Annotated in this window: 14 protein-coding genes; 12 read left to right on the plus strand and 2 right to left on the minus strand. The window is 74.5% G+C overall.

Annotated features, from left to right (window positions below; translation table 11 throughout):
* Positions 1-3: 3 nt before the first annotated feature.
* A complete protein-coding gene (locus tag ACU436_RS30670) occupies positions 4-504 on the minus strand; it encodes a ribose-5-phosphate isomerase (RefSeq protein WP_459030488.1) in 501 nt (166 codons plus the stop codon).
* Between the two features lie 23 nt (positions 505-527).
* A complete protein-coding gene (locus ACU436_RS30675) occupies positions 528-1,811 on the minus strand; it encodes an AI-2E family transporter (protein WP_459030489.1) in 1,284 nt (427 codons plus the stop codon).
* A gap of 91 nt (positions 1,812-1,902) precedes the next feature.
* Between ACU436_RS30675 and ACU436_RS30680 the strand changes: the two genes are divergently transcribed.
* The 12 genes from ACU436_RS30680 (at position 1,903) to ACU436_RS30735 (ending at position 18,367) form a co-directional block, all read left to right on the plus strand.
* Positions 1,903-2,742 (plus strand): NTP transferase domain-containing protein, encoded by an 840-nt coding sequence (locus ACU436_RS30680; protein WP_459030490.1) that lies wholly within the window; start codon positions 1,903-1,905, stop codon positions 2,740-2,742.
* Between the two features lie 427 nt (positions 2,743-3,169).
* Positions 3,170-4,966: an aldehyde ferredoxin oxidoreductase family protein gene (locus ACU436_RS30685; RefSeq protein WP_459030491.1), complete on the plus strand. Its 1,797-nt coding sequence runs from the start codon at positions 3,170-3,172 to the stop codon at positions 4,964-4,966.
* A 115-nt stretch (positions 4,967-5,081) separates the two neighbouring features.
* Positions 5,082-5,783, plus strand: a complete 702-nt coding sequence (locus ACU436_RS30690; protein WP_459030492.1) for a hypothetical protein — start codon at positions 5,082-5,084, stop codon at positions 5,781-5,783.
* A complete protein-coding gene (locus ACU436_RS30695) occupies positions 5,780-6,496 on the plus strand; it encodes a hypothetical protein (protein WP_459030493.1) in 717 nt (238 codons plus the stop codon). The genes ACU436_RS30690 and ACU436_RS30695 overlap by 4 nt, the downstream gene beginning before the upstream one ends.
* Positions 6,493-7,701 (plus strand): MinD/ParA family ATP-binding protein, encoded by a 1,209-nt coding sequence (locus ACU436_RS30700; RefSeq protein WP_459030494.1) that lies wholly within the window; start codon positions 6,493-6,495, stop codon positions 7,699-7,701. Before ACU436_RS30695 ends, ACU436_RS30700 begins: the two co-directional genes overlap by 4 nt.
* 64 nt (positions 7,702-7,765) lie before the next feature.
* Entirely contained in the window at positions 7,766-8,515 is a 750-nt protein-coding gene (locus ACU436_RS30705; RefSeq protein WP_459030495.1) for a cupredoxin domain-containing protein, read from the plus strand.
* Positions 8,516-8,542: 27 nt separating this feature from the next.
* On the plus strand, positions 8,543-9,883 hold the full coding sequence (locus tag ACU436_RS30710; RefSeq protein WP_459030496.1) for a ferric reductase-like transmembrane domain-containing protein: 1,341 nt from the start codon (positions 8,543-8,545) through the stop codon (positions 9,881-9,883).
* 38 nt (positions 9,884-9,921) lie between these two features.
* Complete coding sequence (locus tag ACU436_RS30715) at positions 9,922-12,156, plus strand: DUF1996 domain-containing protein (RefSeq protein WP_459030497.1); 2,235 nt, start codon at positions 9,922-9,924, stop codon at positions 12,154-12,156.
* Positions 12,150-13,178, plus strand: a complete 1,029-nt coding sequence (locus ACU436_RS30720; protein ID WP_459030498.1) for a CopD family protein — start codon at positions 12,150-12,152, stop codon at positions 13,176-13,178. Before ACU436_RS30715 ends, ACU436_RS30720 begins: the two co-directional genes overlap by 7 nt.
* A 513-nt stretch (positions 13,179-13,691) precedes the next feature.
* Positions 13,692-15,557, plus strand: a complete 1,866-nt coding sequence (locus tag ACU436_RS30725) for an ABC transporter ATP-binding protein (RefSeq protein ID WP_459030680.1) — start codon at positions 13,692-13,694, stop codon at positions 15,555-15,557.
* Positions 15,558-15,632: 75 nt separating this feature from the next.
* Positions 15,633-17,711, plus strand: a complete 2,079-nt coding sequence (locus ACU436_RS30730; RefSeq protein WP_459030499.1) for an NAD(+) synthase — start codon at positions 15,633-15,635, stop codon at positions 17,709-17,711.
* Positions 17,708-18,367, plus strand: coding sequence for a SanA/YdcF family protein (locus ACU436_RS30735; protein ID WP_459030500.1), 660 nt, complete (start codon positions 17,708-17,710; stop codon positions 18,365-18,367). The genes ACU436_RS30730 and ACU436_RS30735 overlap by 4 nt, the downstream gene beginning before the upstream one ends.
* Positions 18,368-18,388 lie beyond the last annotated feature (21 nt).

Consider the following 18,388-nt stretch of genomic DNA (forward strand, 5'->3'; position numbering starts at 1 on the left):
CTCTCAGGTCGTCGTCGTGCGCGCAGGGATCTGCTCGGGCGGCAGCGCGGGCGGCACCCCGGTGCGCTCGTACTCGGTGAGCAGGTCGATCCGCCGCTGGTGGCGCGGCTCACCGGAGAACCGCGTGTCGAGGAAGGTCGCGACGATCTCGGCGGCCTCGTCGAGCGAGTGCATGCGGGCCCCGACCGCGACGACCTGGGCGTCGTTGTGCAGCCGGCCCAGCTTCGCGGTCTCGACGCTCCAGGCGAGCGCGCACCGGATGCCGGGCACCTTGTTGGCCGCCATCTGCTCACCGTTGCCGGAGCCGCCGAGCACGACACCGAGGCTGCCCGGGTCGGCGAGGGTGCGGCGGGCCGCCTCGACGCAGAACGGCGGGTAGTCGTCCTGCGCGTCGTAGCCGGCGGGTCCCACGTCGATCGCCTCGTGGCCCAGCCCGGTCAGGTGTGCGACCAGGTGCGCCTTGAGCTCGAAGCCGGCGTGGTCGGAACCGAGGTAGACGCGCACGGTGGGTCATCCTCCCCCATGCGTCAGCTCCCGCCCCCGCCGGGACGGTGACCGTCACGCATCTCGGGGACGTCCGCTTCCGGGACGTCCGGCCCGGGTTCGGGCCCATCCGGATCGGCCAGGGTCGGGTCGGGCGTGGTCGGGTCCGGCGTGGGTGCGCCGGGGAGCCCGGGGACCACCTGCACGGTCTCCAGCGGTGGGTCCACCTGCGGTGCCGTGCCGCCGCTCGCGCGGACGTCGATGCGCTCCCCCAGGTAGCGCACGACGACGGACGCCGCGGCCACCACCGGCACCGACAGGAACGCGCCCGCGATGCCGTAGAGCGTGCTGCCCGCGGTGACGGCGAGCAGCACCACGGCAGCGTGCAACCGGAGGCTGCGGCCCTGCAGGTAGGGCTGCAGCACGTTGCCCTCGAGCTGCTGCACCAGCACGATCAGCACCAGCACGAACATCGCCGTCGTGAACCCGTTGCTCACGAGCGCCACGAGCACCGACAGCGCCCCCGCGACCAGGGCACCGACGATCGGGATGAACCCGCCGAGGAACGTGAGCACGGCGAGCGGGATCGCGAGCGGCACGCCGAGCACGACCAGCCCCAGCCCGATGAGCACGCCGTCGACGAGCGCCACGAAGGCCTGTACGCGGATGAAGTCGCCGAGCGTGTTCCAGATGCGGCGCAGCACCTCGGCGAGGTGCCCACCGGCCCCGTCGCCCGCCAGCGCCCGCAGCCACGGCAGGAACCGCGGCCCGTCCTTCACGAACAGGAAGGCGAGCACCAGCGTCAGCAGCGCGGTGACCACACCGGACGCCACGCTGCCGACGCCGGTGAGCACGCTGGTGGTGATCGTGGAGACGCTCTGCTGCAGCTGGGCGGTGGCCGTCTGCAGGGCCGCGTCGAGCTGGCTCTGCGCGAGGTTGACCGGCGGCCCGGACAGCCACTGCTGGATCGCCTGGATGCCTCGCGTGGCGCTCAGGGTGATCTCCGGGATGCTGCCGACCACCGACGTCGTGATGAGCGTGACCAGCCCCGCGAGGACCACCATGCCGGCGAACAGCACCGTCGCCGCCGCGAGCGCGGGTCGGAAGCGGCGGCGGCGCAGCCACGCCGTGGGTGGCCAGAGCATGGTCGCGAGGATCACCGCCAGCACCGTCGGCATCACGATCGACCACAGCGCCCCGATCAGCAGCCAGATCAGCACGACGCCGCCGGCGACGAGGATCAGCCGCAAGCTCCACCGGGCGGTCCACGTGATGCCCTCGCCGATCGCGGTGCCACGGCCCCGCCGCGGGGCGTCGCTCGTCGTCACGGCCCTCTCCTCGCTCCCCGTCCTCCCGGTACCCGGCCTCAAGGCTCCCAGACAGCGGCAGCCGGCGTCGGCCGTGTCTACGATCTCCCGGGTGACGCCCCGAACAGCCGGCATCGTGCTCGCCGGCGGACGCTCGTCCCGGATGGGTGAGCCCAAGGCGGCGCTGGAGTGGCACGGCTCCACCCTGCTCCGGCGTACCACCGGCGTGGTGGCCCGCGCGGTGGACGGCCCGGTCGTCGTGGTCCACGCGCCGGCCCAGCCGCTGCCGCCGCTCCCGGACGCCGTCGAGCTCGTGGCCGACCCGGTCGAGGGGCTCGGCCCGGTGCAGGGGATCGCCGTCGGGCTCGCGGCGCTCGGCGATCGGGCCGACGCGGCGTTCGTCTGCTCGACGGACCTGCCCTTCCTGCACCCCGCGTACATCCGGCGGGTGCTCGGCCTCCTCGACGGGGACGCCGTCCTCCCGCACGCCCGCGGCCACCGCCAGCCGCTCGCCGCCGCCTACCGCACGACGCTCGCTCCCGTGCTCGCCCGGATGGCCGATGAGCGGCAGCTCAAGCTCGGGCAGCTGTTCGAGCGCTGCCGCACCCGCCACACCGACGACACCGAACTGCTCGCCGACCCCCGGCTGCGGCGCCTCGACCCGGACCTGGACTCGGTCGTCAACGTGAACGAGCCCTCGGACTACCGCGACGCCCGGGAGCGGCCCGCCCCCGAGGTCACGCTCCAGCGGTTCGGGGCGCTCGCCCGCCGCGGCCCCGCGCCCGGCACCGCACGCGCCGCCACCCTCGGCGCCGCTGCCGCCGCCGTCGGGCTGGAGCTGGACCGGCACGTCGTCGCGGCGCTCAACGGCGACCAGATCACCCGCGATCCCGAGATGCCGCTGGTGGCGGGCGACTCGGTCGCCTTCCTGTCGGCGGATGCGGGGGGTTGATCGGCGGCCGCGGCGAGCAGGCGCCCCGCCGCTGAGGCGCCGGTGCGGCCGATGTTGCGGCAAAGCTGCGGTAGCCGGACGTGTTTCCGCGGTGCCCGGTCGCGGAAGGTGGAGCCATCGGCCTGCTTGATCAGCTGATCGGTCCGAGATTCGCCGCAGCGCCCACCCGAGGGCGCCCAGCCACACCTGATCACGAAGAGGCCACCGCAGGCCACGCACCCCGGAAGCGGCCGGCGACGAGCCCGGGCCCAGGTCGCGCACCCCGCCTCCTTCACACACCCGGTCGACGGGGCGCATCCGCCCACGCCGGATGCGCGAGACACGAGATAGCCCGGCGACGGCAGCGCGCCGATTCGGCAACAGGCACCTCCTGCCGCCCATGTCCCGATCGGGGCGATCACGCCGGCGTGCGCATACAGTCAGCACCATGACGGCAGGCGGCTACTCCGGGCGCGCGCTGGTCGTCGACGTCTCCGCCACGTCGGCCACCGGTGACGTGCTGGAACTGCCCGACCGCGTGCTGCGCGCCTACCTCGGCGGGGTGGGCCTTGGCACCTGGCTGCTGCACCGCCTCGCCCCCGCCCGGGTCGACCCGCTGGCCCCGGAGGCGCCGCTGGCGTTCGTCTTCTCCCCGCTCGTCGGCACCCCGCTGACGACGAGCGCGAAGTTCGCGGTGCTGGCGAAGTCGCCCCTCACCGGGCTGCTCACCGACGCGCTCGCATCGTCCCAGTTCGCGATCGCGGGCAAGCTCACCGGCCACGACGCGATCGTGGTGCGCGGGCGGGCCGCGGAGCTGTCGGTCCTGCTGGTCGACGCGGACGGCGTGCGCCTCGAACCGGCGCCCGAGCTGGCCGGGATGTCCGCGGGCGCGGCGGAGGCGGCGGTGAAGGAGCGGTTCGGCCGCGGCTGGCGCACGGCGGCGATCGGCGCTGCCGGCGAGCGCGGCGTCCGCTACGCCACGATCAGCCACGACGGAAGGCACGCCGGACGCGGCGGGCTGGGCGCGGTGCTCGGGGCGAAGAACCTCAAGGCGATGCTCGTGCGCGCCGGCACGAAGGTCGAGGTCGCCGACCCGGCCGCCGTGCTCGCGGCCGCCAAGGACCTGCGGCAGCGCAGCTTCGGCCCGGCCACGGCCAAGTACCGCGAGCTCGGCACCCTCGCGAACCTGCTCGCGTTCAACGCCGTCTCCACCCTCCCGACGCGCAACTTCACCGCCGCCACCTTCGCGGAGGCCCCCAAGCTCGCCGCGGAGGAGCTGCACGAGATGCGCGGCGTCGCCCGCAACAGCTGCGCGTCCTGCTCGATCGGCTGCGAGCACATCTACTCGCGCAAGGGCGGCGGCTCCCAGCGCATGGAGTACGAGAACGTGTTCGCGCTCGGCCCGCTCTGCGGGGTCTCCGACCCGGACGACGTGTTCGCCGCCAGCGCCCGCTGCGACGAGCTCGGCCTCGACACGATCTCGGCCGGCGGCACCATCGCGTGGGCGATGGAGTGCGTCGAACGCGGGCTGATCGACGCGCCCTGGCTGACGTTCGGCGACGGTGCCGCGCTGCTGCGCGCCCTGGACCTGATCGGCACCCGCGAGCCCGGCCTGGGCGAGCTGCTCGCGCTCGGCTCCCGGGCGGCGGCCGGGCTGGTCGGGCACGGCTCGATCGACTTCGCGCCGCAGGTCAAGGGCCTGGAACTGCCCGGGTACGAGCCGCGCTCCCTGCAGTCCATGGCGCTCGGCCTCGCCGTCAACGCCCGCGGCGCCGACCACAACCGCTCCGGCGCCTACGAGGCCGACCTCTCCGGGGCCGTCGACCGCCTCTCCGGCGGCCCCGCCCACGTCGCGGCCGCCATCGGCACCGAGGACCGCGCGGCCGTGATGGACTCGATGATCCTCTGCAAGTTCCTGAGGGGCGTGTTCACCGAGCCGTTCGAGGAGTGGGCAGCGCTCCTGCGCCCCGTCACGGGCTGGGACGTCACGGCCGACGAGCTGCGTGTGGCGGCCCGGCGGATCGTGCTGGCCAAGCGCGAGTTCAACGCCCGTGAGGGCGCCACCACCGCCGACGACGTGCTGCCCCGCCGGATGCTCGACACCCCGCTGCAGCTGGGGTCCGGCCGCACCGCCACCCTCACCGCGGAGCGGCTCGCCGCGATGGTCACCGGCTACTACGCCGGCCGCGGCCTGGACACCGAGGGCCGGCCGGCCCCGGCGGACCTCGCCGACCTGCTGCTCTGACCCCACCGTTCACACCTGCACACGTTTTCCTGCGTTCGCCCACGCATGCCTCCCCGGGCTGACACGGTTCCGCACCGGACCGAGAGAAGTCACTCCCAGTTGTGAGGCCAGCGGAATGGATGCAGGCAGCTTCGTCATCGCACTTCTGACGGCGGCGGGCGCCGCCGCCGGCCCGGCCGCGCTCGGCACGCCCCCCGAGGCCACGGCGGCCACCACCCGCTGCATCGCCGCTCCCGGCGAGGAGCGATCCGGCACCGCGGACATGGGCCGGCAGCGGGCCGGCACCGACGTCGGCCTGGATTCGGGCCGGGACCCGAGCACCAGCTCGTCGGCACTCGCCGAGGAACTGGCGCAGGAGCTCGCCGACGTCGTGGCCGAGAGCGACGACGCCACGTCCCGGCGCCTCGCCGCCGCGCTCGCCGCGGCCGGTTTCGAGGCGGGCGCCACGGGGTCGGGCCGGCAGACCACGGCGGCGCGCACCGACGGCGGCATGCTCGACGACCGCGTCGGCGACGACAGGCTCGACCGGAACCGGACGGGCGCCGAGGACCGGCTCGACCGAGAGCGGGGCGGCGCCGACCGGCTCGACCGCAACCAGGACGAGGACGGGCCGGGCTGCGCCGACCGCGGGCGGCAGCAGGCCGCCGACGTCGAGGACGAGAGGTCCGGCGCGAGCGGCGCGAACCGCTCGAGCGACCTGGAGGACGTGCTCTCCTCCCGGGACTCGACGCGTTCCAGCCGGTCGAGCGCCCCCGTCGAGCGCGGCGGCTCCGGCATCGCCTCGGCGCTCGAACGCGGTGAGCGGACGGCCGGATGAACGAGCGTCGGCGAGCGGGTCAACAGCACGGCGACGGCGGCGCACCCCGGGCGTGGCGTCGACCCCCGGCCGCGCGGCGGGCCCACCCGCGGACCGCGGAGCCACCGGCCCCGCACCTGCGCCCCGCGCCGCCCCCGGGCCCCGGGCCGACCACCGACCGGGCCCGCGCCGACCTCGCCGACCTCGGCCACCCGCACGCCGCCGTCCCGGCCCCCGCCGCCCTTCCGGCCCGGCGCGCCGACGCGGGTGCGCTGGCCGCGGCGTTCGGCGTCGACTTCCTGTCCTGGGACGAGGGCGACCCCGAGCGGCGGGGCCGCGCGCTCGCGCCGTACGTCACCCCACCGGTGCGGGAGGAGCGGCTCGCGGCCACGGGCTGGTCGGGCAGCGGCCGCCAGCGGGGTGAGCTGGCCCTGCCGGGCGCGGTCATCGCACTGTCGGAGGACCGCCTGCTCGTCCACGTCCGGGTCCGGGTCACACCGTTCCGCAGGCTCACGAGGGCGCCCGGCTGCGTCCGGCACAGCACCGACGTGCTCCCGTACCCGGCCGCCGCCCCGGCGCCGACCGATCCGGGCTGGGTGGGCCTCGACTCCTACTGGTACGAGCTGCTCGTCCCGGTCCGGGAGATCACCGACCAGTGGCGGGTCGACATCGGCGCGGTCATCGTGGTGCCGCCGTTGCCTCCCGAGGCGCGGGACGGGGTGGTTCCACCGTGACCGTGCGATCCCACGGGTACCACCCCGCCTTCCCCGCCGAGCCACCGTTCGGCGAGGCACCCGCGGACGCGCCGTGGCGGCTGCGGCCACGCGCCTACGACCCGCCGTTCCACGACCGCGACGACCCCCCGACCGAGGAGATCCCGGTGATCCCGCCGGGCCCCGTCGCTCCCGACTGGAGCCGGCTCGCCCCCACCCAGCCGTACCAGCCCTCCACGGAGTTCCTCCCCGCCGACATCGACGTCGCGAGCGCCGCCGTGCTCACCGACGAGTCGCTGGTCCGGCACCAGCGGGCCACTCCCACCGAGGGATGGCGGCTGGCCCTGTTCGCGGCGTCCGGCGGCCGCATCAACCCGGGGCAGAGCCCGCACGAGGCGGCGCGGGTGGAGCTGGTCCACCGCATCCGCCGGCCGCTGCCGGCAGCGCACCGGGTCGCCGTCGTCTCGGTCAAGGGCGGGGTCGGGAAGACCACGGTGGCCGCCTGCCTGGGGCTGGTGCTCGCCGAGCTGCGCGGCGACCGCGTCGTGGCGCTCGACGCCAACCCCGACGCGGGCACGCTCGCCGAACGCCTCACGGGGCCGGGCGGTCCCACCGTGCGCGACCTCTACGAGGACATGCCCAACCTGGCCTCGGTCGCCGAGCTCACCCGGTACACCCGCAACGCCGGCCGGTTGCACGTGCTGGGCAGCGAGCAGGAGCCGGCGATGGGCGAGGCGTTCAGCGCTGAGGAGTACCTGGACGTCACCTCCCTGCTCGAACGCTTCTACAACGTGATCATCACCGACTCGGGCACCGGCATGGTGCACTCGGCGATGGAGGCCACGCTCGCCTCCGCCGACAGCCTCGTGGTCGTCGGCTCGCCCACCGTCGACGGCGCCAACCGGGCCAGCCGCACCCTGTCGTTCCTGACGGACGAGGGCTACCGGGTGGCCGCCGAGCAGTCGGTCGTCGTGCTGTGCGGCGACCGGCACAGCCCGGACGTCGACCGCGCCCTCATCCGGTCCCACTTCGCCACCCGGTGCCGGGCGGTGGTCGACATCCCGCCCGACCCGCACCTCGCCACGGGCGGCCGGATCGACCCGGCGCTCTGGCGGGGCCGCACGCGCGACGCCTGGTACCTCCTCGCCGCGCACGTCGCCGACGGGTTCGGCGCCCCGACGGCGCCGGCGCCCCCGTTCGCGATGCCCGTGCCCGACACCGGCTGACCCTCCCACCCGAGAAACCCGAGCAACGAACCGACGTACGAGGACGGCGATACCGATGGATCCGATGAAGAGCCGGAGGTGGATCGCTGCGGCCGCGCTCGCCGCCGCCGTGGTGTTCCTCGTCATGATCACCGGCGAGCACGGGCCGGCGGCACCGGATGCCGCGCCCGCGCCGGTCTCGTCGTCCGAGGCGGTGCTGGCCTCCGACGGCGGGCCTCCCGAGGACGACGACGCCGCCGGTGGTGGTGGTGGTAAGCAGGATGCCGATCGGGAGGAGGTCGTCGGCGCCCTGCAGGGCCTGCTCGACGCGCTCGGCATCTCGGCCGACGAGCTCGCCGAGGGCGCCGAGAACTCCGACTGCGGCAGCGGCGCGAAGGGGAAGTCCGGCAACGGCAACGGGGATGCGAACGGCAGTTGCTCGCAGTCCGAGCCCGCGTCCGCCGGCCGGTCCGGCGACGCCGAGATCACGATCGCCGGCTTCGCGTTCGGGCAGCCGCTGACCGTCGCGCCCGGCGAGAAGGTCGAGGTCGTGAACACCGACGCGGCCACGCACAACGTCACGGCCGCCGACGGGAGCTTCGAGACGCCCGACCTGAAGCAGGGCGACACGGCCACCATCACCGCGCCGACCACGCCCGGCCGCTACGAGTTCAGCTGCACGCTGCACCCCGAGATGACCGGCATGTTGATCGTCGAGGGCAGCGGCGGCGGGCAGGGCCGGTCGCGCTCGTCCGGCGACGACGGCAGCACCCGGCAGCACCAGAGCACGGCACCGGGCCGCGACGGCACGGGCGGCTCCTCCAATGGCTACTGACGTGATCCGGCGCCGGGGGGAGGCGCCGTGACCAGCTCCTTGCAGGTGCCGGCGGGGCCCGGCTCGGTCGCGGCCGCACGCGGCTCCGCGCGGCTGGTGCAGCGGTGGTTCGCCGGCCTCACCGTCGTGCTGCTCGCCCCGCTCGCCGTCCGCGTCGTCGCAGGCGGCCCGGCGCCCCTGTGGGCCACGCTCACCGACCTCACCGGCCTCTTCGCGCTCTCGGCGTTCGTCTGCGCGTTCGTGCTGATCTGCCGGCTGCGGACGCTGTCGGGGGCGGCCGGGATCACGGCGCTGCTGTCGGCCCACCGGGCTCTGGGCGTGCTGGCCGCGGGAAGCGTGGTGCTGCACATCGCCGTCGTGATCGCCGCCGACCCGGCCAACGTCTACCTCCTCACCTGGGTCTACGCGCCGCCACGCGCCAGGGCCGCCACCGCGGCCACCGTCGCGCTCGCGGGCGTGATCGCGCTCGGCGTGCTCCGGCGGCGGGTGCGTCAGGAGTACGAGCTGTGGCGCTGGGCGCACCTGGTGCTGAGCGTGGCGGCGGTCGCGCTGTCGGCGCTGCACGTCCAGCTGGTCGGGCAGCTCGTGGCGCACCCCGTGATGCGCTGGGTGCTGGTGGCGCTGGCCGTCGCGCTCGTGGCGGCGCTCGCCCACCGCTCGCTTTCGGCACGGCGTTCGAGCGAGCACGTCGTGCGGGAGGTCCGGCACGACTCCGACAGCGTCTGCACCCTGGTCCTGGACCCGCTCAAGGCCCCGTTGAGGTTCGCTCCCGGCCAGTTCGCGTGGCTGCGCCTCACCCGCGGTGGCGAGGAGCACCCGTTCACGATCGCCTCCTCCGCGGCGGGCGGCGCGTGTGCGTTCACGGTGCGCTCCACCGGCGACTTCGGCACGGTCCTGCGGAACCTGCCGGCGGGCACACCGGTGTGGGTCGACGGGCCCTACGGGTCGTGCAGCCTCGACCTGCTCCCCCAGCCCGCGTCCGGTGTCGCCATGGTCGCCGCGGGCGTGGGGATCACGCCGATGCTCTCCATGGTGCGCACGCTCGCCGACCGCCACGACCCGCGCCCGCTGCTGCTGGTGCGGGCCGCGGCGGAACCGCGCGAACTGCTGTTCCGGCACGAGCTCGACGAGCTGGCGCGGCGGCTCGACCTCACGGTCGTCGAGGTCCTGCGCAACCCCCCGCCGGGCTGGACCGGCGCCACGGGCGACGTCGGCACGCCGCTGCTGCGCGTGGTGCTGCCCCACTCCGGCCAGCGCTCGGCGCTCGACCACTTCGTCTGCGGTCCACCCGGCTTCGTCACCGCCGTCACCCGCAGCCTGCTGGAACTCGGCGTTCCGGAGCACCGCATCCACACCGAGCAGTTCTGACCACGCAGAGCAGATCTAGACGCGAAGGGGCACCGGCTGTGCGATCACCTGTCTCGAGGGCCGCGCGCTGGGCCGGCGCGGTCGTACTGGCCGTCATCGTCACCGTCGCGGTGTTCAGCTCCGCTGGCACCGGCGGCGCCGCCGCGAACCAGCAGCCCGGCACCGCCTCCCGCACCGCGTTCGGCCCGCTCTCACCGTCCGACGTCGACCTGGTGGTGAAGGTGCGCCAGGCCGGGCTGTGGGAGGGCCCCACCGGGCAGCAGATGGAGCAACGAGCCACCAACCAGGTCGTGCGGGACGCGGGCCGGCGCATCTCCACCGAGCACGCCGAGCTCGACGCGATCACCCGCCAGACCGCCGACCAGCTCGGGGTCACCCTGCCCAGCCAGCCCTCGGCGCAGCAGCAGGGGTGGATGGCGGAGATCTCCGCGCAGAACGGCGCCGACTACGACCGCATCGCGGTGAACCGGCTGCGCCAGGCGCACGGGGTGGTGCTCCCGATCATCGCGCAGGTGCGCTCGGCCACCAGGAACGAGCTGGTGCGCCAGTTCGCGACCACGTGCGCCCAGTTCGTCACGCGCCACCACGAGTACCTCGAGAGCACCGGCCTGGTGGACTTCGAGGCGCTCCCCCAGCCGTCCGCTCCCGCGGCGGCCCCTGCCCCGGCCGCGCCCGCGGCGGCCGGGGCACCGGTGCTCACGGCGGGCGGGAGCCAGGCGAGCGGGCCGTTCGACGGCGTGCTGGCCTCGGTCCGCGGGGCCTCGGTGTCCTCGTGGCTCGCCGCCGGGCTCGCGTTCGTCGCCGTGCTCGGCGGCGGGGCGCTGCTCGACATGATGCTGCGCGACCGCTCCCGCACACGTCCCGCGGGCCCCGCGCCCGCTCCCGCCTACCCACCGGGGCGGCCGTTCCCGGCGCCGCCGCGCCCGCCTGCGCCGCCGCGCACCCAGCCGCCACGGCGGCGGCAGCCGGACCGGCGCCGGCCGGGCGGGCCGGCCGTGTTCGGCCTGCTCGTGATCGGTGTGCTGGCGCTGCCCCCGCTGCTGGAGGGCGCCGCGTCCGCACCGGCCGCGTCGTCCACGAGCGCCGTCGCCGCCGGGTTCGCCGAGCTCGACCCGGCCCCCGGCCACGTCCTCGCCCTGGTCGCCGCCACCGAGGACGAGCCGTCCGGCGACGACGAGGGCGAGGACGGCAAGAAGGATCAGAACGACGAGGGCGGCAAGGCGGGGGCCGGGGAGGGCGGCGACGCCCGCGACGAGCTGAGCCAGGCGCTCGCCGCCCGCCAGGCCGACCGCGACGACGACAACGGGGACGAGAAGGCCGACGACCGCGGCGACGACCAGCAGAACGACCAGCAGAACGACGATGCGGCCGACGAGTTCCCCGGACGCGAGAACGCCGCCCCGCCCGCCCTCGCCGACTTCGCCGACATCGGTGAGGTCGGCGAGGTCGTCGCCGACCCCACCCCGGACGCCAACGCCGCCACCGGCAGCTTCGTGTCCGAGTGCGGCGAGCCGGACCCCGCGCTGCGCAACTCCGACAACTGGATCGCCAGCCCCGGCGTCGTCAACGGCGCCCAGCACATGCACGACTACCTCGGCAACGTCGCGACGGACGCGTCCACCGACGCCGGCGACCTGTTGGCGTCGGAGACGAGCTGCGAGCTGGACAACCGGTCCACGTTCTACTGGCCGGTGCTGCGCGACACCACGCGGGTCGGTTCGGACGACAACGACGACGGCGGCGGCCTGGACGGCAACGTCGGGGAGATCATCGAACCGTCGCAGGTCGTCATGCAGTTCCTCGGCAACGCGACCGGGCCCGTCTCGCCCATGCCCCAGCTGATGCGGGTGATCACCGGGGACGCGAAGGCCGTGACCAACGGGGCGGACAACGTCGGTGCCCAGTGGACGTGCCGCGGTTTCGAGGACCGGACCACCACGCAGTACCCGCTGTGCCCGGACGGGAGCAGGCTGCTGCGCGTCCTCGACTTCCCGTCCTGCTGGGACGGCGAGAACCTGGACTCCGAGGACCACCGCTCGCACGTCACGTTCGCCGACGAGCAGACCGGCGCATGCCCGAACGACACGGTCGCGGTACCGCAGCTGCGGATGATCCTCGCCTACGACCAGCCGGGCGGGCGCAACTTCGCGCTCGACACCTTCCCCGACCAGCAGCACCACCCGGCCACCGACCACGGCGACTTCGTCAACGGCATGCCCGACGAGCTGATGGACGCGGTCGTCGAGTGCCTGAACGAGGGACTGCAGTGCTGACCCGCGCGACCGCCGCCCGCACGCCGGTGCGGGTCGCCCTCGGGCCGGTCGGCCGGTGGGCGGCCGTCGCGCTGGGCGCCACCGGCGCCGGTGTGCTGCTGGCCGCGGCGGCCGACGGCGTGCTGCCCGACGCCACGACGGCCGGGGTCACGGTGAGCCGCACGGCGATGGACGTGGCCGGGGTCGCGGTCGTCGGCCTCGCGCTGCTCGAGGTCCTCCTCCCGGCCGGGGACCGGCGGGCGGCGCCGGTGCTCGCGCGGACGGGGCGGGCCGCGCTCACCGCCGCGGGCGCGTGGCTGGTGGCCGTCCTGTTCGCGATCGTCTTCGGCGCCGCCGCCGCGTTCGCCCGCCCGGTCACCGCGGTCGAACCGGACGAGCTGGTCACCTGGGCCACCCGGCTCGGAGCGGGCCAGGGCATGCTGCTCGTCGCCTGCGCCACCGCGCTCGTCGTCGGCTGCGCGGTCGTCCGGGTGCGCAGGCCTTCGCTCGTCCCGCCGCGGGTGGTGCTCGCCGCCGCCCTGTTCGCGGTGATCACGCCGGCCGTCACGGGCCACTCCGGTGCGGCGCACGCCTACCAGCTGGTCGCGGTCGTCGGCGTCGGGATCCACGTGGCGGCCGCGGCCGCGTGGGTCGGTGGTCTGGGCGCGATCCTCGTGCTGGTCGCGTCCCGGCGCGGCCTGCTCGTCGCCGTGCTGCCCCGTTTCTCCCGGCTCGCCGCGGTGTGCATCGCCGCCGTCGCGGCCACGGGCGTGCTCACGGCCGCCGTCCGGCTGCCGCCCGCGCTCGCGCACGTCCGGTGGGAGGCGGCGGTGCAGCTGTACCTCGCCACCGGCACCGGTCAGCTGCTGGTGGCGAAGACGGCGGCCCTGTGCGTGATCGGGTGCCTCGGCTGGCTCACCCGCCGCCGGATGGCGGCGAGCCGCATGCCGCTGCTGTTGTGGGCCGGGTACGAGGTCACGCTGATGGCCGTGGCCCTTGGCCTGGCCGCCGCCCTCACCCAGACGGGCAGCGGTCATCAGTAGGTCGTGACCCGCACCGGGGCTGCTTGATCAGCAGACGGGTGCGCCCACGGCCACATCCCCTGCAGCTCATGTCCCTCATCTGCTGATCGGGGGTCGCCCCGCGGCGGCCCCGTCTCGCGGGCCTCCGGTCTCGCCGGCATGATCGGGCCGTCGGCGCGGAAACGGGCGAATCTGACCCGAGAATGCGCCGAACCGTCGATCACGGGCTCGAGGTGTGACGAGGATCCCGCAGTGGTCGGCCCCTCGGCCACCCGGGTCAAGGCTCGCCGTCGAACCGCAACCCCGCCGTCGCCGCCGAACCTCGCGCTTGACCTGTACCTGACTTCAACTCTTACGGTCGCCACGAGCAACCCGGAACGAAGTCCGTACGAGAACTGTCGGACCCCATCGCCACACTGACCGCGTCCGGCCGAGGAGATGAGTTTCACCGGCCGGCGCGGTCGTAGTGGCGGTGGGCCGGACAGCGAGGGGCAGGAGCGGCACGTGAGCATGGAGATGGTGGCGTGGCAGTCGATGTACCAGGCTGCCCACGCCCAGGAGGAGAGACGGCCGTTCTCGATGGCCACGCTGCGCCGGATCGGGGCGTTCGCGCAGCCCCACCGCCGGCGCATCGGCGCGTTCCTGCTGATCAGCGTCGTCGTCGCGGCGCTCGCCGTGGCCACGCCGGTCCTCGCGGGCCGCGTGTTCGACGTCATCGACGGCAGCGGCCCGGTCGAGGTCGTGGTGTGGCTCGCGGTCCTGATCGCGGTGATCGCCGTCGCCGAGGCGGGAGGCGGCATCGTGGCGCGCTGGCTGTCCGCGTCGCTGGGCGAGGGCCTGATCCTCGACCTGCGGGCCGCCGTGTTCGACCACGTCCAGCGCCAGCCCGTCGCGTTCTTCACCCGCACCCGCACGGGCGCGCTGGTGAGCCGCCTCAACAACGACGTCATCGGGGCGCAGCGGGCCTTCAGCGACACGCTGTCCGGCGTGGTCGGCAACCTCGTCCAGCTCGTGCTCACGCTCGTGGTGATGCTCAGCCTGTCGTGGCAGGTCACCGTGCTCGCGCTCGTGCTGCTGCCGCTGTTCGTGCTGCCGGCGCGGCGGATGGGCCGCAGGCTCGCCTCCCTCGAGCGGGAGGCGGCCGACCACAACGCCGCGATGGGCACCCAGATGACGGAGCGCTTCTCCGCGCCGGGCGCCACGCTCATCAAGCTGTTCGGCCGGCCCGCCGAGGAGACGCACGAGTTCGTCACGCGCGCCGCCCGCGTCCGCGACATCGGCGTGCGCACCGCGATGGTGCAGTGGGTGTTCGTCTCGGCGCTCACGCTCGTGTCGGCGCTCGCACTCGCCCTCGTCTACGGCGTGGGCGGTTGGCTGGCGCTGTCCGGCGGCGTCACCTCGGGCGAGGTCGTGGCCCTCGCGCTGCTGCTCACCCGCCTCTACGCGCCGCTCACGGCGCTGGCGAGCGCCCGGGTCGAGGTGATGAGCGCGCTGGTGAGCTTCGAGCGGGTGTTCGAGGTGCTCGACCTGCCGCCGCTCGTCGCCGAGCCGGAGAACCCGGTGGCGCTGCCCGACGGCCCCCTGGCGGTGGAGTTCGGCGCGGTCGGCTTCGCGTACCCGTCCGCCGACAAGGTGTCGCTCGCGTCGCTGGAGGAGGTCGCCCGGCTCGACACGCGTGGCGGCGAGCAGGTGCTGCACGACGTCTCCTTCCGGGCGGAGCCGGGCCAGATGATCGCGCTGGTCGGCTCGTCGGGCGCCGGCAAGTCCACGATCGCCCAGCTCCTCCCCCGGCTCTACGACGTCGACTCGGGCTCGATCGAGCTCGGCGGTGTCGACGTGCGCCACCTCTCGTTCGACTCGATCCGCGGGGCGCTGGGCCTCGTCACGCAGGACGGGCACCTGTTCCACGAGTCGATCCGCTCCAACCTGCTGCTCGCCGCCCCCGAGGCGAACGAGGCGGAGATCTGGAACGCGCTGGAGCGCGCCCGGCTCGGCGAGCTCGTGGCGTCCCTGCCCGACGGGCTCGACACGATCGTCGGCGAGCGCGGATACCGGCTGTCCGGTGGGGAACGCCAGCGACTCACGATCGCCCGCCTGCTGCTGGCCAAGCCGCGGGTCGTGGTGCTCGACGAGGCCACCGCCCACCTCGACTCCACGTCCGAGGCCGCGGTGCAGGAGGCGCTGGGCGAGGCATTGGCGGGCCGCACGGCGATCGTGATCGCCCACCGCCTCTCCACCATCCGCGCCGCCGACCAGATCCTCGTGCTCGAGGCCGGCCGCATCGTCGAGCGCGGCACCCACACCGAGCTCCTCGCCCGCGACGGCCGCTACGCCGAGCTGCACCGCACGCAGTTCGACCAGCCGGGCACCCGTACACCCGTCGCGCTGGCCGGCAACTAGAGGCAGCCGCCCGGCCGGGCTGAGGGGTCCCGGCCGGGCGGAGAACACCACGGCGACGAAGGGCACGCTGCGCGGGTGATCGCCCTCCGGCAGACTCGACGGGTGGACTTCCGCTCCTCCTACCGCCACGGGTTCCTCCGGGTCGCCTCCTGCACGATCCGCACCACGATCGCCCAGCCTGCGGCGAACGCGGAGGCCGTGCTGCAGTCGGCACTGGAGTGCCACGACGACGGGGTCGGGCTCGCGGTCTTCCCCGAGCTCGCGCTGTCGGGGTACTCGATCGAGGACATCCTGATGCAGGACACCCTGCTCGACGCCGTCGAGGAGGCCGTGCTGCAGGTGGCGGCGGGCTCGGCCGACCTGCTCCCGGTGCTCGTCGTGGGGGCGCCGCTGCGCTACCGGCACCGGGTCTACAACACTGCGGTCGTCATCCACCGCGGGCGGGTGCTCGGCGTGGCGCCGAAGTCGTACCTGCCGACGTACCGGGAGTTCTACGAACGGCGGCAGATGGCGGCGGGCGACGACGTCCACGACACCCTGCGGATCGGCGGGGCGGAGGTGCCGTTCGGCCCGGATCTGCTGTTCACCGCGGAGGACGTGCCGGGGTTCGTGCTGCACGCCGAGGTCTGCGAGGACATGTGGATCCCGATCCCGCCCAGCGCCGAGGCCGCCCTCGCCGGCGCCACCGTGCTCACCAACATCTCCGGCAGCCCCATCACCGTCGGCCGGGCGGAGGACCGCGGCCTGCTCGCGCGGTCGGCGTCGGCGCGCTGCCTCGCCGCGTACGTCTACGCCGCGGCGGGTGAGGGCGAGTCCACCACCGACCTGTCCTGGGACGGCCAGACGATGATCTGGGAGAACGGGGTGCTGCTCGCCGACACCGAGCGGTTCCCGAACGGGCCGCGGCGCTCCGTCGCCGACGTCGACCTGGACCTGCTGCGGGCCGAGCGGGTGCGCATGGGCACGTTCGACGACAACCGGCGCCACCACGCCGAGCGCACGGACTCGTTCCGGCGGGTCGGGTTCCGCCTCGACCCGCCGGACGGGGACATCGGGTTCCGCCGGGACGTCGAGCGGTTCCCGTTCGTCCCGTCCGACGAGACGCGGCTGGAGCAGGACTGCTACGAGGCCTACAGCATCCAGGTCTCGGGGCTGGAGCAGCGGATGCGGGCGATCGGGCAACCCAAGATCGTGATCGGCGTGTCCGGCGGGCTGGACTCCACGCACGCGCTGATCGTCGCGGCCAAGGCGATGGACCGGGAGGGCCGCCCCCGCAGCGACATCCTCGGGTTCACGCTGCCGGGCTTCGCGACGGGCACGCGCACCAAGGGCAACGCCACCCGGCTCGCCGAGGCGCTCGGGATCACGTTCGAGGAGCTGGACATCACCGAGACCGCCCGGTTGATGCTGAAGAACCTGGAGCACCAGTTCGCGCAGGGCGCACCGGTGTACGACGTGACGTTCGAGAACGTCCAGGCCGGGCTGCGCACCGACTACCTGTTCCGGGCCGCCAACCAGCGGGGCGGGATCGTGCTGGGCACCGGTGACCTCTCGGAGCTGGCGCTGGGCTGGTCGACCTACGGCGTGGGCGACCAGATGTCGCACTACAACGTCAACAGCGGGGTGCCGAAGACGCTGATCCAGCACCTCATCCGGTGGGTGGTCTCGTCGAAGCAGTTCGACGACGACGTGGACGCAGTGCTCCTCGACGTCCTCGACACCGAGATCACCCCCGAGCTGGTGCCGACCGGCGAGGACGAGGAGGTGCAGAGCAGCGAGGCGAAGGTCGGGCCGTACTCGCTGCAGGACTTCTCGCTGTTCCAGGTCCTGCGCTACGGCTTCCGCCCCTCGAAGGTCGCTTTCCTCGCCTGGCACGCGTGGCACGATCCGCAGCAGGGCGGCTGGCCTGCCGGGTTCCCGGAGGACGAGCGACCCGCGTACACGCTGGCCGAGATCAAGCACTGGCTGGAGGTGTTCGCGCAGCGCTTCTACGGGTTCAGCCAGTTCAAGCGGTCGGCGCTGCCGAACGGGCCGAAGGTGGCGGCCGGTGGGTCGCTCTCGCCGCGCGGCGACTGGCGGGCGCCGTCGGACATGTCGGCCCGCATCTGGCTCGACGAGATCCAGAGGGAGATCCCGGCAGAGTGGAAGGAGTGAGCCGGAAGCTGTGGGTCCTCGCGACGTTGTCGGCGCCGGTCCTCGTCGCCGCCCCGCTCGCGTGGTTCGCCGCGTCCACGAGCGGCAGGCGCACCACGGTGGACCGGGCGCAGGCGCGGCCCGTCGCGCTCGTGCTGGGGGCCGGCCTGCGCGCGGACGGGCGGCCGACGCTGCTGCTCGCCCGGCGCCTGGACCTCGCGGCGGACCTCTACCACCGCGGCACGGTGGACGCGGTGCTGGTGAGCGGCGCGGACGACGAGCCCGCGGCCATGCGCGCGCACCTGCTCGCGGCGGGCGTACCGGACGCCAAGATCGTTTGCGATGTGGCGGGCGTCCGCACCTGGGACTCGTGCGTGCGGGCGCGCGAGGTGTACGGGGTGCGCTCGGCGATCGTCGTCACGCAGGAGTTCCACCTGCCGCGGGCGGTCGTCCTCTGCGCGGCCGCCGGCATCGAGGCGATCGGCGTGGGCGATGCGAGCCTGCGCGTGCGCCGCACCGCCACGCTCTACGGGTGGCTGCGGGAGATCCCGGCCGCGGTCAAGGCCCTCGGCGACACGATCTTCCGCAGGGCCCCGCAACACCGGGGTGAGCCGACGAGCACGCTCGCCGACGCCGTGCGCGCACCCCGCCCCCCTGGAGGTTCCTCCACCCTCTGAGGGGAGCGCTGGATATTCGTC

The organism is Pseudonocardia wallangbongensis (genome assembly GCF_054486945.1).